General features: G+C 56.7%; 17 protein-coding genes. 9 read left to right on the forward strand and 8 right to left on the reverse strand.

Annotation, left to right across the window (positions count from 1 at the left end; genetic code table 11):
- The first annotated feature begins 399 nt into the window (after window positions 1-399).
- Window positions 400-618, forward strand: coding sequence for a DUF2970 domain-containing protein (locus tag ACIOMO_RS04835; protein ID WP_008080467.1), 219 nt, complete (start codon window positions 400-402; stop codon window positions 616-618).
- A 7-nt stretch (window positions 619-625) separates the two neighbouring features.
- On the opposite strand, the gene ACIOMO_RS04840 is transcribed toward ACIOMO_RS04835, so the two are convergent.
- Window positions 626-1,699, reverse strand: a complete 1,074-nt coding sequence (locus ACIOMO_RS04840; RefSeq protein ID WP_401238595.1) for an ABC transporter substrate-binding protein — start codon at window positions 1,697-1,699, stop codon at window positions 626-628.
- 524 nt (window positions 1,700-2,223) lie between these two features.
- Here ACIOMO_RS04840 and ACIOMO_RS04845 point away from each other — a divergent pair.
- Together ACIOMO_RS04845 and ACIOMO_RS04850 are read left to right on the forward strand one after the other, a co-directional pair.
- On the forward strand, window positions 2,224-3,882 hold the full coding sequence (locus tag ACIOMO_RS04845; protein WP_401238598.1) for a nitrite/sulfite reductase: 1,659 nt from the start codon (window positions 2,224-2,226) through the stop codon (window positions 3,880-3,882).
- A complete protein-coding gene (locus tag ACIOMO_RS04850) occupies window positions 3,866-4,360 on the forward strand; it encodes a DUF934 domain-containing protein (RefSeq protein WP_008080464.1) in 495 nt (164 codons plus the stop codon). Before ACIOMO_RS04845 ends, ACIOMO_RS04850 begins: the two co-directional genes overlap by 17 nt.
- 81 nt (window positions 4,361-4,441) lie before the next feature.
- On the opposite strand, the gene ACIOMO_RS04855 is transcribed toward ACIOMO_RS04850, so the two are convergent.
- From ACIOMO_RS04855 to sohB, 3 genes are all read right to left on the reverse strand, one after another.
- Window positions 4,442-9,286: an NEL-type E3 ubiquitin ligase domain-containing protein gene (locus ACIOMO_RS04855; protein ID WP_401238601.1), complete on the reverse strand. Its 4,845-nt coding sequence runs from the start codon at window positions 9,284-9,286 to the stop codon at window positions 4,442-4,444.
- Window positions 9,283-13,140: a dermonecrotic toxin domain-containing protein gene (locus ACIOMO_RS04860; RefSeq protein WP_401238604.1), complete on the reverse strand. Its 3,858-nt coding sequence runs from the start codon at window positions 13,138-13,140 to the stop codon at window positions 9,283-9,285. The genes ACIOMO_RS04855 and ACIOMO_RS04860 overlap by 4 nt, the downstream gene beginning before the upstream one ends.
- 207 nt (window positions 13,141-13,347) lie before the next feature.
- On the reverse strand, window positions 13,348-14,379 hold the full coding sequence (gene sohB, locus ACIOMO_RS04865; protein WP_401238607.1) for a protease SohB: 1,032 nt from the start codon (window positions 14,377-14,379) through the stop codon (window positions 13,348-13,350).
- A gap of 204 nt (window positions 14,380-14,583) precedes the next feature.
- Between sohB and ACIOMO_RS04870 the strand changes: the two genes are divergently transcribed.
- Both ACIOMO_RS04870 and ACIOMO_RS04875 read left to right on the forward strand, forming a co-directional pair.
- A complete protein-coding gene (locus ACIOMO_RS04870; protein WP_053120857.1) occupies window positions 14,584-15,294 on the forward strand; it encodes a histidine phosphatase family protein in 711 nt (236 codons plus the stop codon).
- A 64-nt stretch (window positions 15,295-15,358) separates the two neighbouring features.
- Entirely contained in the window at window positions 15,359-15,676 is a 318-nt protein-coding gene (locus ACIOMO_RS04875) for an SCP2 sterol-binding domain-containing protein (protein WP_053120860.1), read from the forward strand.
- Window positions 15,677-15,748: 72 nt separating this feature from the next.
- Here ACIOMO_RS04875 and ACIOMO_RS04880 read toward each other — a convergent pair whose 3' ends face one another.
- Both ACIOMO_RS04880 and ACIOMO_RS04885 read right to left on the reverse strand, forming a co-directional pair.
- A complete protein-coding gene (locus ACIOMO_RS04880; protein WP_053120862.1) occupies window positions 15,749-16,252 on the reverse strand; it encodes an RES family NAD+ phosphorylase in 504 nt (167 codons plus the stop codon).
- Entirely contained in the window at window positions 16,249-16,725 is a 477-nt protein-coding gene (locus ACIOMO_RS04885) for an antitoxin Xre/MbcA/ParS toxin-binding domain-containing protein (protein ID WP_053120865.1), read from the reverse strand. The genes ACIOMO_RS04880 and ACIOMO_RS04885 overlap by 4 nt, the downstream gene beginning before the upstream one ends.
- Window positions 16,726-17,117: 392 nt before the next feature.
- On the opposite strand from ACIOMO_RS04885, the gene ACIOMO_RS04890 reads away from it, so the two are divergent.
- From ACIOMO_RS04890 to ACIOMO_RS04900, 3 genes are all read left to right on the forward strand, one after another.
- Window positions 17,118-17,981, forward strand: a complete 864-nt coding sequence (locus tag ACIOMO_RS04890) for a LysR family transcriptional regulator (RefSeq protein ID WP_053120866.1) — start codon at window positions 17,118-17,120, stop codon at window positions 17,979-17,981.
- Between the two features lie 110 nt (window positions 17,982-18,091).
- Window positions 18,092-19,237: an SRPBCC family protein gene (locus tag ACIOMO_RS04895; protein WP_401238612.1), complete on the forward strand. Its 1,146-nt coding sequence runs from the start codon at window positions 18,092-18,094 to the stop codon at window positions 19,235-19,237.
- A 56-nt stretch (window positions 19,238-19,293) separates the two neighbouring features.
- Window positions 19,294-20,310, forward strand: a complete 1,017-nt coding sequence (locus ACIOMO_RS04900) for an SMP-30/gluconolactonase/LRE family protein (RefSeq protein WP_401239436.1) — start codon at window positions 19,294-19,296, stop codon at window positions 20,308-20,310.
- 108 nt (window positions 20,311-20,418) lie between these two features.
- Here the strand turns inward: ACIOMO_RS04900 and ACIOMO_RS04905 are convergent, their stop codons facing one another.
- Together ACIOMO_RS04905 and ACIOMO_RS04910 are read right to left on the reverse strand one after the other, a co-directional pair.
- Window positions 20,419-20,583 (reverse strand): hypothetical protein, encoded by a 165-nt coding sequence (locus tag ACIOMO_RS04905; RefSeq protein WP_007912545.1) that lies wholly within the window; start codon window positions 20,581-20,583, stop codon window positions 20,419-20,421.
- 109 nt (window positions 20,584-20,692) lie between these two features.
- Window positions 20,693-20,935: a YdcH family protein gene (locus ACIOMO_RS04910; RefSeq protein ID WP_053120870.1), complete on the reverse strand. Its 243-nt coding sequence runs from the start codon at window positions 20,933-20,935 to the stop codon at window positions 20,693-20,695.
- A 206-nt stretch (window positions 20,936-21,141) separates the two neighbouring features.
- On the opposite strand from ACIOMO_RS04910, the gene ACIOMO_RS04915 reads away from it, so the two are divergent.
- Window positions 21,142-21,663, forward strand: coding sequence for a DUF4142 domain-containing protein (locus tag ACIOMO_RS04915; RefSeq protein WP_401238615.1), 522 nt, complete (start codon window positions 21,142-21,144; stop codon window positions 21,661-21,663).
- Window positions 21,664-21,665: the final 2 nt, after the last annotated feature.

The following is a 21,665-nucleotide window of genomic DNA, read 5'->3' on the forward strand; positions in this document are numbered from 1 at the left end:
CTCCAAAGGGTTGGTTGGCGCCGAACCTCGGCTACGACAACTGATCCAGCCCTGACGCAACATCCCCTGTGGGAGCGAGCCTGCTCGCGAATGCGGTCGACTATTCAACATTGATGTTGACTGACATGCCGCCTTCGCGAGCAGGCTCGCTCCCACAGTTCGTTTTGCAGTGTTCTCCAAAGGGTTGGTTGGCGCCGAATCTGGGTTACGACAACTAATCCAGCCCGGACACAACATCTCCTGTGGGAGCGAGCCTGCTCGCGAATGCGGTCGATCATTCAACATTGATGTTGACCGACATGCCGCCTTCGCGAGCAGGCTCGCTCCCACAGTTCGTTTTGCAGTGTTCTCCGGAGGGTTGGCTATGCTTGTCTGACACACACGGCAGACGAGGGATTTATGGACGATCCAGTCGACAACAAACCGCCGACCTTTTGGCAGATGCTGCACAGCGTCATGGCCGCCGCGTTCGGGGTGCAGAGCGGCAAGAATCGGGCAAGGGATTTCACCCATGGCAAGCCCAGCCATTTCGTGGTGCTGGGGATTTTGTTCACGGCCGTATTCGCGCTGACGTTGTTTGCCATCGTCAAACTGGTGCTGCATTTCGCCGGGGTTTGACGCGGGGTCAGCGCATCAGGGTTTGCAGGTTGAACGGGTAACGATAGGAATCCGGTTGGCCCTTGGCGGACAGCTTGCGGAAATGCACGCCGTAGTCCGGAGAGTCGCCCATGGCCAGCATTTGCCGAGCCTGGGGCTTGTCGATCAGTTGCAGCAAGGGGATTTGCCGATCGCTGCCGCCGTAGCGGTTCAGATCCACGCCCTTCTCGTAGTCGTGCAACTCGACCAGCGCCCAGCCGCCCAGCGTGAAATGGCCGCCGACCAACGCACTCAATCGACCGTCGACGAACGCCTGCAATGCCGCCGGTGAAGTGTTGACCGCACTGAACAACGCATCCTTGCCCGGGACTTTGCCGGTTTCGGCGTAGGCACGCATCGCCCCGAAGGCCATTTCATCGTTGGCCGACCACACCAGCGAAACCTTTGGATAACGACCAAACAGTTGTTTCGCCTGTTCATAGGCGCGCTCTTGAGTCCAGCCGCTGTAAACCAGTTGGCGCAAACGCACGTGAGGATGCTCGGCCAACGCGCGCTGCATGCCGTGCTCACGCAATTGCGCTGACGGGGTGATTTTCAGTCCGGAGAACGCCAGCATTTCAATCTGCTCACCTGCTGCCACCGGCGGATGCACGCGGATCAGCTCCTTCATCATCAAGTAGCCGCCCTCCTCGTCGTTCGGCACCAGACTGCCGATCTGATCGCCGCGCTCGCCGACTAACGCCTGTTGATCCGCCGTCAACGCGTTATTGACCATGAACAGCTTCACGCCACTGTTGTGAGCCAGGCGCAGAATTTGCGGCGCGATGTACTGTTCGTTGACGAAAATCAGGTAGTCAGGACGATTGGGCCCTTGCAGCGCGATGCGCGCCTGAGCGAGGGTGAGTTCAGGTTGGCGTTGCGAATAAAGGATCTGCAATTCGATGCCAAGGTCGCGGGCGGCGGCCTGCATGAACTGCGAATAGCTGACCCAAAAGGCTTCCTGCGTCGAACCCGGATTGAGGAACAGCACAGACTCCGCTCGTGCAGCGGTTGACAATAGCGCGCTGAACAGCAGCAAGCCGAGGTGCAAAAACTTCAACATGAGTCATCCGGGCCCAAGAAAAAATGGCCGCGCATTATAGCCCTCGAATCATCGGCTATTGGTGCCTGATCCCGTTTTTGTCCGACAATCGTCGCATGCGGGGCCCGGATGAGTCGTTTACTGATGGCTGACCCAGAATACCGCTGTCCCTACTACGAGAATGATCAGGAACAAAATGGCCCACGCATCGACGCTACTGTCGCTTTTTCTTGCCTTGGTCGGATTGCTCATTGCATCGCCTCTTGTCGGTTTTATCGGTGATTGCAGAAATACTCGACCACAGTTAAGACGATGATTGTCCGCACTACAAATGTGGATTAGTTGACAGTGATTCTCGTTAGGCGTTTTGGTTCTTTACATATACTCAAACATCACTTTTGCGCATAACCCCAAACAGGTATATTGCCCCGGCTCCGTTAGGGAGAGCGCGGCCGTGCGCGCAGAATTGCAGAGGCACAATCGGACTCCAGCAAGCGAAAACGCAGTGCTACTCCGAATGGCCCAAGCCTGAGAACAGGACTTATATGTACGTATACGACGAGTACGATCAGCGGATCATCGAGGACCGCGTCAAGCAGTTCCGTGATCAGACCCGACGCTATCTGGCAGGTGAGCTGAGCGAAGAAGAATTCCGCCCCCTGCGCCTGCAAAATGGCCTCTACATCCAGCGTTTTGCGCCGATGTTGCGTGTGGCGGTGCCTTACGGCCAGCTGACTTCGCGTCAGATGCGCATGATGGCCAAGATTGCCCGCGACTACGACAAGGGCTACGCCCACGTCAGTACGCGGCAGAACGTGCAGTTCAACTGGCCGGCGGTGGAAGACATCCCGGACATTCTGGCTGAACTGGCCACCGTGCAGATGCACGCGATCCAGACCAGCGGTAACTGCCTGCGCAACGTCACCACCGACCAGTTCGCCGGTGTCGCCGCCGACGAAGTGATCGATCCGCGCCCATGGTGCGAGATCGTCCGCCAGTGGACGACGTTCCACCCGGAATTTGCCTACCTGCCGCGCAAATTCAAAATCGCCGTCAACGGTTCGACCGCTGACCGTGCCGCCATTGAAGTCCACGACATCGGCCTTGAGCCGGTGCACAACGCCGCTGGCGAACTGGGCTTCCGTGTGCTGGTCGGCGGTGGCCTCGGCCGTACGCCGGTGGTTGGCGCGTTCATCAACGAGTTCCTGCCATGGCAGGATCTGTTGAGCTACCTCGACGCCATTCTGCGTGTGTACAACCGCTACGGCCGTCGCGACAACAAGTACAAGGCGCGGATCAAGATCCTCGTCAAGGCACTCACGCCTGAAGTGTTCGCGCAGAAAGTCGATGCGGAAATGGAGCACCTTCGCGGTGGCCAGACCACATTGACCGAAGCCGAGCTGCAGCGTGTGGCCAAGCACTTCGTCGATCCGGATTACAAGGCCCTGGAAAACCAGACCGCTCAGTTGGCCGACCTCGACAAAGAGCATCCGGGTTTCGCCCGCTGGCGCACCCGCAACACCCTGGCGCACAAGAAGCCGGGTTATGTCGCCGTGACCCTGTCGCTGAAACCGACCGGCGTTGCCCCGGGCGACATTACCGACAAGCAGCTCGACGCCGTCGCCGATCTGGCCGACCGCTACAGCTTCGGTCAACTGCGCACCTCGCACGAACAGAACATCATTCTCGCCGACGTTGAGCAGAGCCAGTTGTTCACCCTGTGGGGCGAGTTGCGCGAAGGCGGTTTCGCCACACCGAACATTGGTTTGCTGACCGACATCATCTGCTGCCCTGGCGGTGATTTCTGCTCGCTGGCCAACGCCAAGTCGATCCCGATCGCCGAATCGATCCAGCGTCGTTTCGACGACCTCGATTACCTGTTCGACATCGGTGAGCTGGATCTGAACATCTCCGGTTGCATGAACGCCTGTGGTCACCACCACGTCGGCCACATCGGCATCCTCGGCGTGGACAAGAAAGGCGAAGAGTTCTATCAGGTCTCCCTCGGCGGCAGCGCCAGCCGTGATGCGAGCCTGGGCAAGATCCTCGGCCCGTCCTTCGCTCAGGAAGTCATGCCTGACGTGATCTCGAAGCTGATCGACGTGTACGTTGAACAACGTACCGAAGACGAGCGCTTCATTGACACTTATCAGCGTATTGGCATCGACCTCTTCAAGGAACGCGTCTATGCAGCGAATCATTAAGAACAACGAAGTCGTCGACGAAACCTGGCACTTGCTGCCAAAAGATTTCAACATCGACGAGATCAGCAATTGCGACGACTTGATCGTGCCGTTGCAACTGTGGCGCGAACACAGCCGCATGCTCAAGGCCCGCGACGGCGGTCTGGGTGTCTGGCTGGACGCTGACGAAGAAGCCGAAGAAATCGGTGAAGACGTTGCCGAGTTTCAGGTGATTGCCCTGAACTTCCCGGCATTCACTGACGGCCGCAACTACTCCAACGCCCGTTTGCTGCGCGACCGTTATGGTTTCAAAGGCGAACTGCGCGCGATTGGCGACGTACTGCGCGACCAACTGTTCTACATGCACCGCTGCGGTTTCGACGCCTTCGCTGTGCGCCCGGACAAAGACCCGTACGAAGCCCTTGAAGGTCTCAAGGACTTCTCGGTGACCTATCAGGCCGCCACCGACGAACCGCTGCCGCTGTTCCGTCGCCGCTAACCCGCGTTAGCCGTAACACCCGAATCTGAAACCGGAGCTGATCCGGTTTCAGATTTTTTATTGCCTGTTATTTGATATGGGCTAATCAGCAGGCCCGAACGTTGGTACTTCAACAGGTGCCAAATGAGCTGTAAAACGATCCAGCGCAGCTTGAGTCAATCGATTGAACAGCGCCTTACGTAGATTGCCGTTATTCTCGGCTATGGCGGCCATCCGAAATGAAAGCTGCTCTCGGCTCAAATGCGTTAAACGGTCAAGTTCTAGCAATGCGAGCCTGGAACCTATTTCTATTTCGTCGAACAATTCGCTGTAGGCCCTCTCCAGGTATTCACCCCAGACAGGATGGGTCTTGAGCGAGTCCAACAACTCCGTCCCCTGCTCCGCTTGAATGACCTGCCGATAAACTTCATCAGCCGTTTGCGTGGAAACGTCCACGTCCAGGCGCTCGTTGATAGCAGTGGGTTGGCCAAGAAGATCAAGGCGTTGAGCCAGCCTCATTCGAAGCACAAAACTGATTTGCCCGGCTTCTTCGTTCGTCACCGATTGTATTTTCTGAAGGGCAATGACGTGCTTATAGGCCAGCTTCTCGACCAATCGCAAACAAAACAGGCTGCGTAACAAGCGCACAAACTGACGTTCCAGCAGGACATTACCCACTTGTGCAGCGCCCAAGGCTCGGTAACACAGAACGGTAACGGCCAGGTCACTGAACAGCAATGAGCAATCATCAATGCTGCGGGCATCCTTTTCGGCTATACGAAACAGCGATCTGCGCAATGCTGTGTCTTGGGAGGCTGATTCAATAACGCCCCAGACTCGCTCACGCAGATTGTTAAATGCCACGCGATAATCAACGGTGTATCGCAGGCGGATCAGCAAGGCGAAGAAACATCTGGAATTTGGCTGCAGGAACAATGCGCGCCACAGGTTACGCCGGCTCACCAGCAACTTTTCGGTTACACCTGTCAGCCAGATTGAGCTCATGGAAACATCGAGCAGTACCCGCGCAACCAGATCCGATTGCCCTGCCTGTTGGAGCCCGAGACTGATTTCGTTGAGTTGCTGGTATTTCGAAAGACGATTCAGTGAGTCTTCGGAAAGAGGGTTTCCGCGTATATCAGTCCCGCGATTCAGAAGGTCGGCGTTGACCAGTACGTTTTGCGGGACGTATTCAATCTGATTGTCGCGCAGATCCAGTGTCCGCAAATTCGGCAGTCCCGCCGTACCGTTTGGCCATTCGTTGATTCCCGTATTACGCAGACCAAGGTGTTCGAGTAAAGGCAGACGGGAGACATCGGGACAACGACCCAGGTCGGGATTGAAACTGAGTTCCAGGCGCTTTAATGAGCTCATTCCTGCCAACTGCCCCACCGACAGCTCTGTCAGATGAATGCGGTTTTCACTCAGATCCAGTGTTTCAAGGCTTTTCATCTCGCTGATGGCGGCTGGAAGACGTGTCAGTTCGGTGCCAACCAGGGACAGGACGCGTACGTTGCTGAATCCTGCGAGAAAACCGCTGAGGCCCGTTCCAGTGGCCACTCGATCCATGATCAGCGCGCCAACGTGGCTGAAATCAGCCGTCAGGTGCGGTAGATCGCCGATCAGCAGCGCCGGCAAAGACAGCTCATAGAGGCCTCCGTCCAGCGTTAACATCCGCGGCGTTTCTCGACGCCAGCATCGAATGATCTGAATCGCCGAGCGAAACCTCGCCAGCTTAGCCACTGTGACTCGCGGTCCGTTCACCCCCTGATAGCTGCTATCACGCACCACCCATCTCTGTAGCGTTACACGCAGATTGAAAAACTCGACGCGCAGTTGCTCCAGTCGTCGAAGCACCATCAGCTCATCGTCACCCAGACGCTGAAGAAACTGATTGATTTGTTCATGGGAATACGCCGGATAAAGCTCCTGCGCTCTTTGCCGCAGTACGGCAGTGTCGGCACTGATCCTGTCTCCGACGGGCGCTTGGCGCAAAGGCTCTTGCTGAATACGATCGGCCAGGCGCATCGGTGATTTGTAACCAGGGTGGAGGGGCGAATTGCTCAACGTCAGATGAGCAAACTCGCGCCGCTGCAGGGCCATTGTGGTGATTTTCTTGCGCAACGTTGTGGCGCCATCGGCGCCGGCTACGCCCAAAGCTGTGCGGCGGTTCGGTGACAAGCCTTGCCAGAGTGCCTGAAAGAAATGCTCTCGCGTCCGAGCGGGCAGCACGGTGACGCGTTCGAACTTTTCGTCCAGCACCTCGTAAGCGTACCCATGAGCGAGAATCTGAAAGTGCTCTTTTGCTGTTTCGTTGCCGAGTGCCGCCATCACATCATCGGTTTGCGTGCCATCAAGTATCTGAATGTAGATGCCATTGCTCCATCCGGGCAGATTTTCAAGTGCATCCAGCACCAGACGTCCGGTGTCTGTTGTACTTGCAGCATCAAGGTAAAAACCTTCGAATGCGCGGTTCTCACGAACCACCTGCAAATAGCGTCGAGCCTCCTCGGCCTGGCGAAGCGGCACATGACCCGCCTCCAACTCAAGTAGCTCATGAGCATCGGCATACCACACCAACTCATTGGCAAAAGCACCAGGCAAGTCAGGAAACAGATCCACCAGCAATGCAGACTGTTGGCTCAATGTAGGTCCGTTACGTTCATAAATAATTTGGAACAGATTGAAATTGTTGCCGATGGCGTGCTCAAGCACTATCTGACGCAGAGCCTCCTCCCCCCCTTCAGTGGCACTGACAGTCGAGAGCAGATGGTCGCGCTCCGACGCTCTGAAAGCCGACAGCACATCGCGGTAGAAATAACCTTTACTGAAAGCGTCGCGACTCACTTTTATATATCGGGTAACTGCCGCTCCCGATGAGAAGCTTTTGAGTGTCTGCCCAGTAAAATCGGTCATGTTCAATGCCGTATGCGCAGGCCACCGTGGCAGGGATGTCAGCAAATAAAGCTGCAGTTCGAAATCTGCCTGCAAAGCCGTCTGCAGCGTTTTCATCTGCGTGATAAAGCTGTTCACATACAGATCGGCATTGAACCGTTGTACGGTATCGTTCAATGCTGCGGGCGGGCTCCGGAGCTCGAGGATTGCCTGACGCAATTCATTTTCATGCACGCCGCTAGCGGTCATTGCCTCCATTATCAAAGCATCATCCAGTTGCGCTTCGCTGTAACCAAGACGCCTCAGCAGCGTCAAGCGATCCCATTCCTGCGGTAGCTCGGCATCATGACGCCAAGCGCCGGAACCATTGGTTTCAAGCAGAGGTGCGTACTCGTTAGGCAGTCGCGAGGGAGGCTGGAGTTCCCACATTTCAGTATCGAGTTGCGGGCGCACGGCATATAGATAAGGCCCCAGTTTCAAATAGGCTTGTCCCGCCAGCCGACGCAGGCCCATTTCATCGGTTTTCAGCCAGGAGGGTAAGGCGATCGTCTGACGATAGGGTGCTATGTCCGGATCCCACAATCGCATTTTTCCGCTGGACATTTTGATTTGACGGAGCCGCGCAATTACCCCGTCGCTCTTGAGGGTTTTATACGCGGCGGAGATACCGGCCTGCCCCCCGGCGAGCACCGTAGCGAGGATCAGGTTCTCCATTGTGTCGAAGAAATACTCAGTCGCCTGTTCCTGGTCGCCCTGCACCCAGCTTTCGATACCGAGGTAAACACCTTGCAGTAACTGGAATGCGGTGACCGCCAGCAGAACTTCACCGACCCCCGGAATAAATGACGCCGCAAACAGTGCCAGATCAATGCCTACCGTTTCGTAGGTTTCAAGCCGAGCCAGTCGCTCTTTCTCATCTTCATCGCCTGTCGGCACCACCAACCGGCGCGCGTTGCTCTTGACCAATGCAAGGCGGTGTAGATAAAGACCAGTCAATCCGTCCCCGCTCATGTCCAGGGTGGTGAGTCGTAAAACGGTCGCTTTTTTGGGCAAGGGAGATGCATTGGATGGCTCAAGCAGACGCGCTTTTATCTCGGTACGAAAAACGACTTGCTCCTCCAGTGCAACGAATCGTAAAAAGTACACAAGGAATTCCGGATGCCAGAACCGAGCGCTCAGTCGAACCTCCAGCCTAAAAAAATCTGCAAACTCCTGAAGGGGTTGCTCACGATTACCCGGGAGGTAGAGGATCCAGCGTTTGTCATCAGTTTTCAGCTGAAGAACCATCGCCCCGTAGATCGTGCAGTCCAGCAACTTGAGGGAGTGAAAACTGAATGCCTCCTGAGAGAACCCGTCAGCGTCACTTTGCGCCAAAGCGCCCCGTAATCGCTGATGGGTATCTGCCGAGATGTACTGTTTCATCAGAGAAAGCTGCATATCGACTTCAAGACTGCGTCGCGAATGTGTCACGCAGGCTTTTTGCGCCAGCGGATCGCTCTCAAATATCTGCGTCAGATGTTCCTGATATTGCTTTCCAAAATCCTGGTTTCGACATAAAAGCGCAAACTCATGGGGTTTTATTGGCAAAACACGGTTGCCTTGCCCGGGGATGTGTTCTGGCAAGTAAACCAGCGAATCAGCATGATAGTTATCGGGGGTTGTTTCGCCTGATGTGAAGTTTTCGCACGCTGCCCGCACGAGATCCCTGCCTAATGGAAGAACTAGCTTGCGCCTCAGTCCCAGCAGACTGGATGTAGATCTGACGTGCTGAAAAACGCCGCCCGTGATATCCAGTGACTCCTTGAGTTTTTCCGACAATGCCCGCGTTAACTTTACGGTGACAAAACGATCGGGGTCTTGCAGTTTCTCGAATACGTTGCGCGCCTTGTCTTTAGAGGCAAAACTGGCGATCAACGTGTCATACAGTGCTTTTCGTTGTGCAGAACTGCTTAGCGTAAACCACGCCGGTAACTCCGCGCTCTTGAAGAACTCGAAGAAAACGCCTTGCTCGTGAGGTGTCAGTGTGACGCGCGGTGTCGTATTGCCCGTCATGATTGCGCCCCCCCATCGATCGGCGCCCTTTTGACTGGAGACGGAATGAACGCGGAGATTCGCTCTTCAATCCGTAAAAAACCAGTGAATGGGTCACTGCCTTCTGGCGGTGACAATTGCAAATCCTGAAACAGGTACCGACACAGTTCGCTAGATGAATCCATCTCCTCAATCATGTGCCAGACACGACTCTGCAACGGCGCATAGTTAATGACGTAATCTGCAGTACGCGCCATCGTTCCGAAAATACCGAAGAGGCGCTCACTTCCAGATTGAGAGGCAATCCGCGACCAACTGGCGCTGAGTTCGACAGCTCGCTCGGCGCGTAATCCGGTAACCCATGAATCTGGCAGATACAAGGTATGCGTCGGTGCAGCCAGCCACACGTTAATACCGGTCTGCTGTCGATGTTCAACCACCCAGCGCAAACTATCCAGGTCGATTAGCGGGTTACCCGAGAGCAATAAATTGCCCTCAACCACAGACTGTTTTCGAACAGCTTCCGGGATGCGAAGCAAGTGGTTATCACGCAAATCCAGACGTTCCAGGTAGGGAATGTCGAAGATGCCAATGGGACTTACCGTGAGGCCGGATGCGCGTAAATTGATCTGACGCAATTGCGGCATGTCCACCAACAAGGGGGGAATGCCTAGCGGGTTATCGCTCATATCGATGTAGCGCAGCTGCTTCAACCCGGCAACTTGCCCCGCCGTGGTTTCGGTCAACGTCAGACCGGTGGAGCGCAGATTGAGCACCTCCAGCTGACTCATCTGGCCAATCGCTGGCGGCAATGTACCGACTTCCTGTCCAAGCGCATTGAACAAACGCAGATCGACGTCCTTCATGTTCAACCAGCGCAGGTTGGGAAAACACTCAAGAAAGCCATTGAGACTGCCCCGCTGAGCAAGATGAAAGCCAGGCATGGACAGCGATATCACGTCACGAAACTTGATGTTGATTTGCGGCAGGCTGTACATCGGGTCAAACGCCATGTCCAGATGGAAACCGACAAACTGGCCACTCTCAAATACCAGGCTCTCCGGGCCGCTACGCCCTTGCCAAATGGAGATCAGTTCATCAGCAAGCTCGTAACGGTTCTCTCGCTCCCGATCCATCCGGTTTTCGATGCGAGCGTCGTTTTCGTCTTCAATTTCAACAAGGCTCATGCCCCGCGACAGCCCCTCCTCTTCGGTCAGCAGTTCGACGTCCATATCATTGATATCCCAATGGATGTCTTCGATCCACTCGCTGATATCAGCACCCAACTGCTCCATTTGCAGTCTCAGTCGATCGATTTCAATTTGTGCACCGTCTCCAAAAATCCTCAGGAACTCATCCGCCTGGGCATCGGAAATGGCTGGATAGAGCTCTTTGACCTGAAGCCGCATCACTTGACGGGAAAACTCGGCGTTTTGTGCGGTTGCGGGAAAGCCACCACCTCGCAATCCGGAAAAGTGAAAACTCGCCCCGGAATCCATCCGTTGCAGTCCAATCATCAATTCGGAGTGCGTGAGCGCACCTTTGTGAATCTTCGCCTGAAAATCCGCGAGTTGATGTTCGATACGCAAGCCAATTGCCACGCGCTGTTCAGCCGTCAACGCATTGAGCAGGCACTGTTCGAAGGGCACATTGGGCGTCTTGATCAATTGTATTTTCAAGGTTGCAGAGGGCAGTCCGATGCTGTCGACGATCCGGCTGCCGATGCCCCCCGCCAGTACTTCGATTCGCAGGTGCAAAGGCCAGCCGGACAAGCGCTCGAGCGTGTGTAACACCAGCACATCGGTGTCGACGCTGCTCGTCGACTGAAGATAAAGCCCCTCGTAGGCGCGACAGGTTCGGATGTGCTGCTCATACTGGCGCGCCTTGTCACTCAACCGGGCAAAAACGCGCCTGTTGTCCGTCAAGGTATGCGGCGCATCGATGTCGATCCCGGAACGGTCGAGGAACTGCTCCACCGCGCATTTCGGAAGCGTTGGGTATTGCTGACGAAACAGCTGGATCCACGGATTGTCCGAGTGCTGCAAGGCTTCATAACGCTGGCGAAACAGTTCGGCCCTGTCGTGCTGCACCTGGCCGGCTTCAACCGAGCCCTCCGGAAGCGCATCTGCGGCTTGTTGCAAATCCTGATCGATCGCAAAACGGTCGATGGTGTCCTGCAAAATAGGTGTTGGCGCTCGCCCGTCTGTCTGAAGCAGTCGTAGAGCATCGTCGCTGACGCCACTGACATGGCGAATCTGCAACAAAACGTCGTGGCTGAATCGCTCGACGCTTGGCCCGATGCCGCGCATCAGGGCAATGCGCTCAGCAACGGGCACGGTTACCGGTGACTCAGTCGCCACGGCGGTATCTTCGGAGCCTACCGGTGTCATGACCCGCTCGTGCGGTACGCTTTTGATGCTTGCATGCTCAGTGGCCGCAGTCGCCCCGTCAGTCAACAGCGGCAGCGCGTTCAGCAAACCGAATACAGTACGGGTGATGCCTTGCGACCGTTCGGTTGAGGTCGTTGCATCAACCGTTTCCGCCAACCCGTAACCGGCATCGATAAGACCCGCCAGTGCCAGCAAGCCCTCGCCACCGGGGATCAATAAAGCCAGCGGCCCGTAACGATTGAGCCATTGCACCAGCGGCTCGACCACTGCGCTCAATTGCTCGCGATTGACCTGGGCATCGTCATGGATCGTGGCGATGCTGTCGAGCGCGGCCTGTTTCATCGCGAGTACCATCTGCGCGAAAGGGTCTGTGTCGACCGTGACTTTCTGCAGGTTTATATATTCAGCCGGATCCCAGTAACCATCGTTGTTGAAAAAACCGGCAGACGTGGTCAGAAGATGCTGGCGAGGGAACATCGCCATCCCCTGCAAAGCGGTGACAACACCGGCGTGCAGAATGCCATCGGCCCGTTCATCTTCGATGTAGTGCGCCGCCAAAGCTTGAGTTGTTTCGCTGGTGCCTGCGGCCTGTACCACCCACCGTCGTAATGCTTGCAGGTCGACGAATTCGTGAAAAGGTGATGAGTTACCGGGGATATACAGCAACCTGCGATCGTGACCAGGCTGAGCGAAGCACCAGATATCAATCGAGTGGTAGCGGTAGATTCGCAATCGACTGAATTCGATCTCTCTCGAAACGACAAATCGCCCTTGCAGTTGCTCAAGCGTGAGCGTTTCCCAGGCTTGCTGCGCGTCCAGCCCGGCACCGCGCAATGCCAATTTTAGTCCCTCGTCCGAGAGGCTGTGTTCTTGATGCTGCAAATACGCAGCCATGACATAAGCTGACTTGACCCCTGTTTTTAATGGATACCCGTCAGTTGCATTGATGTCTTTGTCAGGTGGCCAGGTCTGATTGACGTAGTCGCCGTAGCGGGTCTTCAGCTCCAGCGTCCAGACCCAGCGTTTGAAATCATGAGGTGTCAGCGCCAGTTGTGTATCCGGTGCATAGCGCTGTGGGATGGTTTGGCGGTAGATGCCTTCGTAGTCGCGATGACCGCCGCCGGGAAACGACGTTTCATCGATCTCGGCAATGGCAATTTCTGGCCCTACCGATGGTGGGGTGTACAGGCCGAAGACGGTCTCGCCAAAACGCCCGGCGCCGACCGTTTGCTGGTTGGTCATGGCCGCCTGTAGCAGGCTCTCCGTTCTGATCAGACGGCCTTGATGAATGCCATTGAGCGAGGGATAACCACGAAAATCATATTGCAGATACGCCAGTTGTGACGTCGTCGGGGCAATGTCCTTGCCCCAGTGATTCTCGATCAAGTTACGGGTGAAGCGGGTGGCACTGCGTGGCAGCGCTGTTTCCAGTTCCGAGGCCCACTGCTCATGTCTGAGCCGGCGGTTTTCTCCGTTCTCCGTCATTCTCTGCAATCCTTTGCATCGCTATAGGAGTTATCAGCCTATAGGGTGCGCGGCGAGAAAAATGCAGGACGTTTCCGCGATGGGCGAGGAAATTTCGCTAGGGGGGATGGGTGTTCAAGATCAAAAGATCGCAGCCTGCGGCAGCTCCTACATGGGGATATCTGTAGGCGCTGCCGCAGGCTGCGATCTTTTCAGACGAGCCGCTAATTACCAGAAGCGTTGTTGGGTCAAACGACTCCACCAGCTTAGCAACACGCGATCCACCGAACCGCTGGCCGCCATGCCGATGCGCTCTTGCAGGCTCTTACGCTCGGCGTAATGCAGGTGATAAACCTCGGACTTCTTCGCGCGTTCAGCGAGATACTCGTCACTGGTCTTGAGTTCGTCGACCAGCTGTTTGTCCAGCGCTGCCACACCGAGCCAGACTTCACCAGTGGCGACTTCGTCGATCGCCAGTTGCGGGCGATAGCGTGCCACGAAGTTCTTGAACAGTTGGTGAGTGATGTCGAGGTCTTCCTGGAATTTCTCGCGGCCCTTTTCGGTGTTTTCGCCAAACACGGTCAGGGTGCGTTTGTATTCGCCGGCGGTCAGCACTTCGAAATCGATGTCGTGCTTCTTCAGCAGGCGATTGACGTTGGGCAACTGCGCGACCACACCAATCGAGCCGAGGATCGCAAACGGCGCGCTAATAATCTTCTCGCCAATGCACGCCATCATGTAACCGCCACTCGCGGCCACCTTATCGATGCACACGGTCAGCGGCACGCCGGCTTCGCGGATACGCGCCAGTTGCGAGGACGCCAGGCCATAGCTGTGCACCATGCCACCGCCACTTTCGAGACGCAGGACGACTTCGTCTTTCGGCGTCGCGAGAGTCAACAGTGCAGTGATTTCATGACGCAGGCTTTCGGTAGCCGAGGCTTTGATATCGCCGTCGAAATCCAGCACAAACACCCGCGCTTTGGCGTCAGGTTTGTTCTTCTGCTTCTTCTCGGTTTTCTCGGCTTTGGCTTGGCCCTTGCGCAGCGCCTTGAGCTGATCCTTATCGAGCAATGTCTGCTCCAGGCGTTCACGCAGGCCCTTATAGAAATCATTGAGCTTGCTGACCTGCAACTGACCGGCCGATTTGCGCCGGCCCTTGCTGCGCAACGCGGCAAAACTGGCGAGCACCACCAATATGGCGATCACCAAAGTAACGGTCTTGGCCAGGAAACTGGCGTATTCGGTGAAAAACTCCACAGAGACTCCTTAAAACAATGCGCGGATGCGAAACACACGCGGGATGACGCCAGCATACCCATGCACCGGCCCGTCGGCCAGCCGTGAAACCTCTGGCAACACGCCTGTAACGGGCATTTCAAACAAGCGTATGTTTTTTCATTGACAGCTCTCCATCATCCTCATAACCTCGCCAAACCTTCAACGTACCGGGATGACGCGGACGTGGGCAGCATCTATCTGATTCGACATGGCCAGGCCTCCTTTGGTGCGGACGACTATGACGTCCTGTCGCCGACCGGTGTACGCCAGGCAGAAATCCTCGGTCAGCACCTCGCTGAACTGGGGATCAGCTTTGATCGTTGCATTGCCGGAGACCTGCGTCGTCAGCAACACACGGCCACCAGCGCACTGGAACAGTTCAGCGCTAAAGGCCTCAATGTGCCAACGCTGGAAACCGATGCCGCGTTCAACGAGTTCGATGCCGACGCGGTGATCCGCGCCCTGCTCCCGGCGATGCTCGAAGACGAACCGGAAGCGCTCGACATCCTGCGTAATGCCGCGCAAAACCGTGGCGAGTTCCAGCGTATTTTTGCCCTGATCATCGAGCGCTGGCTGGCTGGCACGTACGACACGCCGGGGCTGGAAAGCTGGCTGGGGTTTGTCGAGCGGGTTCAGGGCGGGCTGCATCGCATTCTCGATCTGGCGGACAAAAACCAGAAAATCGCCGTGTTCACTTCCGGCGGCACCATCACTGCCCTGCTCCACCTCATTACACAAATGCCTGCCAGACAGGCCTTCGAACTGAATTGGCAAATCGTCAACACCTCGCTCAGCCAGCTGAAATTCCGCGGCCGCGAGGTGGCACTGGCTTCCTTCAACAGTCACGCACACCTGCAACTGTTGAAGGCCCCGGAACTCATCACTTTTCGCTGAGTCCGGATGACTGTGACCCTTGCTGTAACCACCCAGCTCCTATGACCAAAAAAAGGATCGAATCATGACCTCCGTAGCTGATGCCGTAAAAGCAATGCAAGCCAAGTTCAACCCAGCCGCTGCTGCCGGTCTGGATCTGGTCTTCGGTTTCAACATCACTGACGAAGACAAGCAATACTCGCTGATCGTCAAAGACGGCACCTGCGACATCCAGGAAGGCGAAAACCCGGACGCCAACTGCACGCTGGTGCTGGACAGCGAAACCCTGAAAGGTATCGTCAGCGGCGAAACCGACGGCATGCAGGCTTTCATGGGCGGCAAGCTGCGCGTTGAAGGCGACATGATGCTGTCGATGAAACTGTCCGAACTGTTCCCTGCTTAATAGCAGCGTTCAGCGACACAAAAATCCCGCCCTTTGTGGCGGGATTTTTGCGTTCATGAGTTGGAGAAATGGTCAGTTCAGCGCCAACTCTTCCAACAATCGGGTATCCAGGCCGAAACGCTCCTGCGAGATCATGCGGAACTGCCCTTCGGCCAACTCGCAGCTCACCAGCAAATTCCATGAGTGCCGGGTCGCCGCCGAGGGCACCAGCAAGAAAGGGTGTTCGGCGAGTAACGCATCGGCAAAATCTTGCTGATTCGGTGAAGTCCGTGCAGGACTCATCCAGTAGGGATTCGGCAATTCTTCCGGCTGGACGACCCGAACCAGGGCCTGATCGGATATCTCAAAGCACGTAAGGACATGGGGTTTTGTATCCAGACGATTAAAACTGCCGTGTGCCGCCACTTCGAGAATGGCCGTGGACGGATCGACTGACGCGTATACAACACGCCGTCCCGGACGGTTCCAGCGTCCCCCCTTACGCTCGGAGCCAATGCCACTGCTCCACGTGCATTTGTAGGCTTCCGGGTCGACACGCCAGGCAAACCAGCGATCATCCCAAGGCAGCGGGTTCATTGATAAACCCCGTATTTTGTCCGGTGCAGGTAGGCGTCGACCACTTGATAACCGAAAGGATTCTCGACCAGTTCAATCGGTTTGTAGCCGTTGAGCCATTTGGTCGGCTTGCGCAACCATTCTTCGGCCTCCGCCTGACCGTCGAAGACCTCGGTGGCAACTTCCAGCACATGGGCATATTGAAAGGCAACCATGCTTTGTTGCTGGCTGAGCAGGAAGGGTTTGCTGTCTTTGAGCAAGCGCCGCACGGTTCGGATGGATTTGCCGGTGATCATCTGAACAAGCTCACCCTCCTGGTAAAGCTCAGAGGTGGCGATCAGATTGACGACGTCCTGCAGTTCAAAACCTTGCTGCGTGTACCGGATGATAAACATAGGGTCTTCACCCCACTCCCTGCCGCGCAAGAGTACGTCGACAGGTTTGCCTTCGACCCGCTTCAGCCCCGTAAACCGAAGCGGTTTAGCAGTGGACATCGCATTGGCCTCCGAGGGGCACCTGGCTCGAACATCGCGCCAAAAATAGCGAGGGTGATAACGCGCTGCGTCGTTTTCAACGTGTATGTTTTGCATAATCCATCCGTTGTCAGGGGCCCGAACGTCCGAGCCGTAAGCGACTTCAATGTCACGTTCGATGTTATAGAACAGGCGTCCGACGACCAACCTGAAACAGTTGTCGGAAATATCCCGGTATTTGCGAAAAACACTCCGGCATCCGTAGGACGTTACTGGCGGTCAATACGCACGCACGCCAGTAATCATCGGGAAACGCTGACCCTGATCAGATCAGTCCCCTCTCCCCCTGGGAGAGAGTTAGGGTGAGGGGCTTTTGCCCTTACAATACGCCGACCTCCCAAACCGGCCCGCCCATGGACATCGACCTCGCTCGCACCTTTCTCGAAATCGTCCGCCACGGCAGTCTCGCCGCCGCTGCGCAGAAGCTGTTCGTCACACAAACAGCGATCACCGCCCGCGTGCAAAAACTCGAAAGCCAACTGGGCAGTACGCTGTTCGTGCGCAACCGCGCCGGGGCAAAACTGACGCCCAACGGCGAAGCGTTCGTGGTCTATGCCAATCAACTGGTGCAAACCTGGGAAGCCGCGCGTCGTGATCTACCGCTCCCCGAAGGCCTGCACAACGTGTTGCACATCGGTGGCGAAGTCAGCCTGTGCAATCCGCTGATGCTCAGTTGGGCCGCTGAACTGCGCGAGAAAATCCCCGGGCATGCCCTGCGCATGGAAATTCGCGACGGTGAAAACCTGCTGCGGCAGCTCGAACTCGGCGTTCTTGACGCCGCGCTGGTCTATCAGCCGGAATACTGGCCGGGACTGCAGGTCGAGCAAGTGCTGGAAGAGAAACTGATTCTGGTACGCGCACCCGAGCGTCCCGATCCCTACGTTTACATCGACTGGGGCCCGGATTTCCGTCGTCAGCACGACGCCGCCCTGCCGGAAAAAGCCAAAGCTGCGCTGAGCTTCAACCTCGGCCCGCTGGCTCTGCAATACATCCTCGAACACGGCGGCAGCGGCTATTTCCGCACGCGCGTGGTGCGCACGTATCTGGAAAGCGGCGCGTTGGAAGCGGTGACCAAAGCCCCGGAATTCAGCTACCCGACGTATCTCGTGTATTCGCGCGATCGCGACTCGGCAACGCTGCAACAGGCCTTCGACCTGCTGCGCGAGGTGATCCACACCGATGACGACTGGTCTCAGCGCTGGAACCCACTAAGCTGATAGCCGTTTTACACCGAAGCATGGCGCATGTGACCTCAAGGTTCGGCCTGCACAAATGGCCGGATCGGCTACGCTGCCGGGTATAACAACGATACCCGCAGGTGAACGCAGTGAGGCAGACCACCGAGGCATTTCGCAGCCGCTACCGTGCGGCCATTCATCCGCGCTACAACCCGTGGCTGCACGGGGTTTTCGTGCTGCTGTTCGGCGTGCTGGCCATCGTCGGGTTCTGGGGCACCGTGCAGCAAGTGCGGCCGCTGGAATGGCTCACTGTGCCGTTGAGCCTGTTGCTGTTCAACTTCGGCGTGTACATGGTGCATCGCCACCTCGGCCATCATAAAAAAGCCTTCGCGAAAATGTTCTACGCCCGGCATGCCGGCGATCATCACAGTTTCTTCACCCCCGGCCACATGACCTATGACAGCGCCCGCGACTGGCGGGTGATTCTGTTCCCGGCATGGCTGATCGTCATTCACACGCTGGTGATCACCCTGCCGCTGTGGTGGCTGATCGCGCAGGTGAACGCCAACGTTGCCGGGCTCTTCGCCGGGTGCATGGTGCTCGGTTATCTGACTTACGAAGTGTTTCACGCCTGCGAACACCTGCCGCCGAACAACCCGCTGACACGATTGCCGTGGATCCGGCAGATGCGCCGTTTGCACGAACTGCATCATCGTCGAGAACGCATGCAGGAACGTAATTTCAATATCGTTTTTCCGCTGATGGACTACCTGTTCGGCACCCTTTACTGGGAGTCGGAACCCGCCCCTTTGAGCTATTCGACAATGCCCATGACCCGCCTGCAGCACCAGATCGATATCGCCGGCGAGCCGATTGCCGTGCTCGCCTACGCCGCCAGCGTCAACCGCTGGCCGGAGTGGCATCCGTCGTCGCTGAAGATCGACGGTGCACACGGCCCGCTGCATGCCGGCTCGCGTTTCGAAGAGGATATTCATGCCGGAGGTCGCGCAGGGCATTTGCGCTGGGAGGTCACCGAATACCTGCCGGGCCGCCGCTGGTGCGCGCGGGCTCAAAGTGATCATGGCTTGTCGTTGCTGCTGACGTATGAGTGCGCGGCCGAAGGTAACGGCACGCGGTTTGTGCGCACGCTGGATTATCGCTTTGAAGGTTTGGGGATGCGCATCGCCAATCACCTGCTGCTCAAACGCCGGATTGATCGCGAATCGGCGGCGTCGATGTTGGCCTTGCGCGACATGGCTGCTCAGCACTTGGCTTCGGCGAGGGCCAGCGCGTGAAGGTGCGGCACGTTGTGTTGTTACTGCTCGTCATCGTCATCGGATATTTACTGCTGATGCCGACCAAAATCGAACCGGTCGCCTGGTCGCCGCAGCTCGCGCCATCGCTGAAAGAAGGCCCCTTCGCCGAGAACCAGAAACTCAAAGGCGCAGCGCAAGTCGGGCCGAGCGATATCGAAGGCCCGGAGGCGCTGCTGCTGGAGGAGGATTTCCTGATCACCGGCCTGCATGACGGCCGACTGATCCGCACCAGCCTCGATGGCACGCAGCGCCAAGTGCTGGCCGATACCGGCGGGCGTCCGCTGGGATTGGCTCGGCATCCGAACGGCATGCTGGTCATTGCCGACGGGGTGAAAGGCTTGCTGTCGCTGGATGCGCAAGGGCAATTGATCCCGCTGACCACCGCCGCCAATGGCCTGGCCTTCGGTTTCACCGATGATGTGGCGATCGATGCGCCCGGGCATTTCGCCTATTTCAGCGATGCGAGCAGCCGTTGGGGTTACGGCCATGACGGCGAGGCGATCATCGAGCACGGCGGCGACGGGCGTTTGCTGCGCTATGACTTTCAAACCGGCAAGACCAGCGTGTTGCTGGACAAACTGGAGTTCGCCAACGGCGTGACCCTCGGCCCGGACGACGCCTATGTGCTGGTCAATGAAACCGGGGCTTATCGCATCAGCCGCTACTGGCTGACCGGGCCGAAAGCCCGGACTCACGACCTGTTTATCGAAAATCTGCCGGGGTTGCCGGACAACCTCGCGTTCAATGGCCGTGACCGGTTTTGGGTAGCGCTGTATGCGCCGCGCAATACGCTGCTGGACGCCACGGCGGGGCATCCGTTCCTGCGCAAGATGATCGTGCGGGCGTTGAAGCTGGTGCCGGCGCCGGTGGACAAGCGCGGGTTTGTGCTGGGGCTGGATCTGGACGGCAAGGTGATTGCCAATCTGCAGGATGCCAGCGATGGCAATTATTCGCCGATTACCACGGTTAGGGAGTATGGGCAGTGGTTGTATTTTGGGTCGTTGAAGGCGACGCATATGGCGCGGATGTCGTTGGATGCGGCGTTGAAGTGAATCTGGTGGATTTTTGTTGAATAGATAGACGCCTTCGCGGGCAAGCCTTGCTCCTACAGTTGAATTGCAATCATCTGTAGGAGCAAGGCTTGCCCGCGAAGGCGTCAGTCAGTTACTGGATTTATCGAATTTGTCGGGATCTTCGTCTTCCGGCAAATCCTCATCCGGCTCTTCCGGATTAGCCGTCGTGTGCGCCGGGCTATTCGGCTCAGGATGCGTCGGAACCGGGTCAAAAGCGCCCTGCTCTTCACTGGGGAATTTGGGATCGTTCATAAGGCACCTCGCAAAGAGTCGATGATTGAAGACTCTGAACATTCGAGGTGCCGGTCGGGGCTCTCGTTCCAGTCAATCCGCAACCGATGGTCGGCGGATCAACCCGCCTTCAGGATCGCGCCTGCAATTGCTCGACAATCTTGTCTTTGACCTGCAAGCGTTTCTCTTTGAGTTTTTTCAGCGTGTCATCGCTGGGCGCGTCCGAGGTCGCCGTCTCGGCCTTGACTACATCGGCGTCTGCCTGGGAATACTTGTTGATCAGTGCGTCCAGATGTGGATCCGCGGTGCGTTTTTGCTGGATCTCTTCCTTCGTAAGCTTCAAATCCTGTAACAAGTCATGAGTCACCGGCATGGAACACCTCCGTCAATTGATCGGCTGGCCCGCGCGACCGATTGCGCTGGCCAGTTATCAGAATGGCCTCGGTTGGGGCGTTCTGTCGACCACCTGTCAGACCAGCGGTGCCCGTTCGTCGCCCTGTCGCAAATGCGATAAAACCTTTAAACGTCGCGCTGCCTCCATTGAGTATCACCAACAAAAACCTGCGTGGAGATACACCAATGGACGGATTCAACTTGCGTCATCTGTTTTTGGCTGTCGCTTTGAGCACCGGTATGGGCAGCGCTTTCGCCGCGACCGACAATGACTTCGTCGATAACGCCGCCGCCGGTGGTATCGCTGAAATCGAAGCGAGTCGCCTGGCCCTGGAAAAGAGCTCATCGGCCGACATCAAAGCGTTTGCCAACATGATGATCACTGACCATGGCAAGGCTAACGATGAGCTGGCGAGCATTGCCAAGGCCCACGATATCGAAGTGCCGGACACCACGACGCTGGTCAAACAGGCCAAGGAAAAAATCCTCGACATGCGTGATGAGTCGTTTGATGCGGCCTACGCCAACAATCAGGTGAAGGCGCACGAAGAGACCATTGAGCTGTTCAAGAAACAGGCGAATACCGTGACGGATGACAAGGTCAAGGGCGCGACTGAATTGAAAGCGTTTGCGCAGAAAATGTTGCCGGGGCTGGAGAAACATCTGGCGGCGGCCAAAGATCTGCAGGCCAAGCATCCTAGCAAGTAGAA

The organism is Pseudomonas sp. NPDC087804 (assembly GCF_044742965.1).
In the GTDB taxonomy this organism is placed as follows: domain Bacteria; phylum Pseudomonadota; class Gammaproteobacteria; order Pseudomonadales; family Pseudomonadaceae; genus Aquipseudomonas; species Aquipseudomonas rustica.

Coding starts and splice junctions, on each gene's coding strand:
- ACIOMO_RS04835 (WP_008080467.1), top strand. CDS start 400: ATGGACGATCCAGTCGACAACAAACCGCCGACCTTTTGGCAGATGCTG.
- ACIOMO_RS04840 (WP_401238595.1), bottom strand. CDS start 1,699: ATGTTGAAGTTTTTGCACCTCGGCTTGCTGCTGTTCAGCGCGCTATTG.
- ACIOMO_RS04845 (WP_401238598.1), top strand. CDS start 2,224: ATGTACGTATACGACGAGTACGATCAGCGGATCATCGAGGACCGCGTC.
- ACIOMO_RS04850 (WP_008080464.1), top strand. CDS start 3,866: ATGCAGCGAATCATTAAGAACAACGAAGTCGTCGACGAAACCTGGCAC.
- ACIOMO_RS04855 (WP_401238601.1), bottom strand. CDS start 9,286: ATGACGGGCAATACGACACCGCGCGTCACACTGACACCTCACGAGCAA.
- ACIOMO_RS04860 (WP_401238604.1), bottom strand. CDS start 13,140: ATGACGGAGAACGGAGAAAACCGCCGGCTCAGACATGAGCAGTGGGCC.
- ACIOMO_RS04875 (WP_053120860.1), top strand. CDS start 15,359: ATGACCTCCGTAGCTGATGCCGTAAAAGCAATGCAAGCCAAGTTCAAC.
- ACIOMO_RS04880 (WP_053120862.1), bottom strand. CDS start 16,252: ATGAACCCGCTGCCTTGGGATGATCGCTGGTTTGCCTGGCGTGTCGAC.
- ACIOMO_RS04885 (WP_053120865.1), bottom strand. CDS start 16,725: ATGTCCACTGCTAAACCGCTTCGGTTTACGGGGCTGAAGCGGGTCGAA.
- ACIOMO_RS04890 (WP_053120866.1), top strand. CDS start 17,118: ATGGACATCGACCTCGCTCGCACCTTTCTCGAAATCGTCCGCCACGGC.
- ACIOMO_RS04900 (WP_401239436.1), top strand. CDS start 19,294: ATGCCGACCAAAATCGAACCGGTCGCCTGGTCGCCGCAGCTCGCGCCA.
- ACIOMO_RS04905 (WP_007912545.1), bottom strand. CDS start 20,583: ATGAACGATCCCAAATTCCCCAGTGAAGAGCAGGGCGCTTTTGACCCG.
- ACIOMO_RS04910 (WP_053120870.1), bottom strand. CDS start 20,935: ATGCCGGTGACTCATGACTTGTTACAGGATTTGAAGCTTACGAAGGAA.
- ACIOMO_RS04915 (WP_401238615.1), top strand. CDS start 21,142: ATGGACGGATTCAACTTGCGTCATCTGTTTTTGGCTGTCGCTTTGAGC.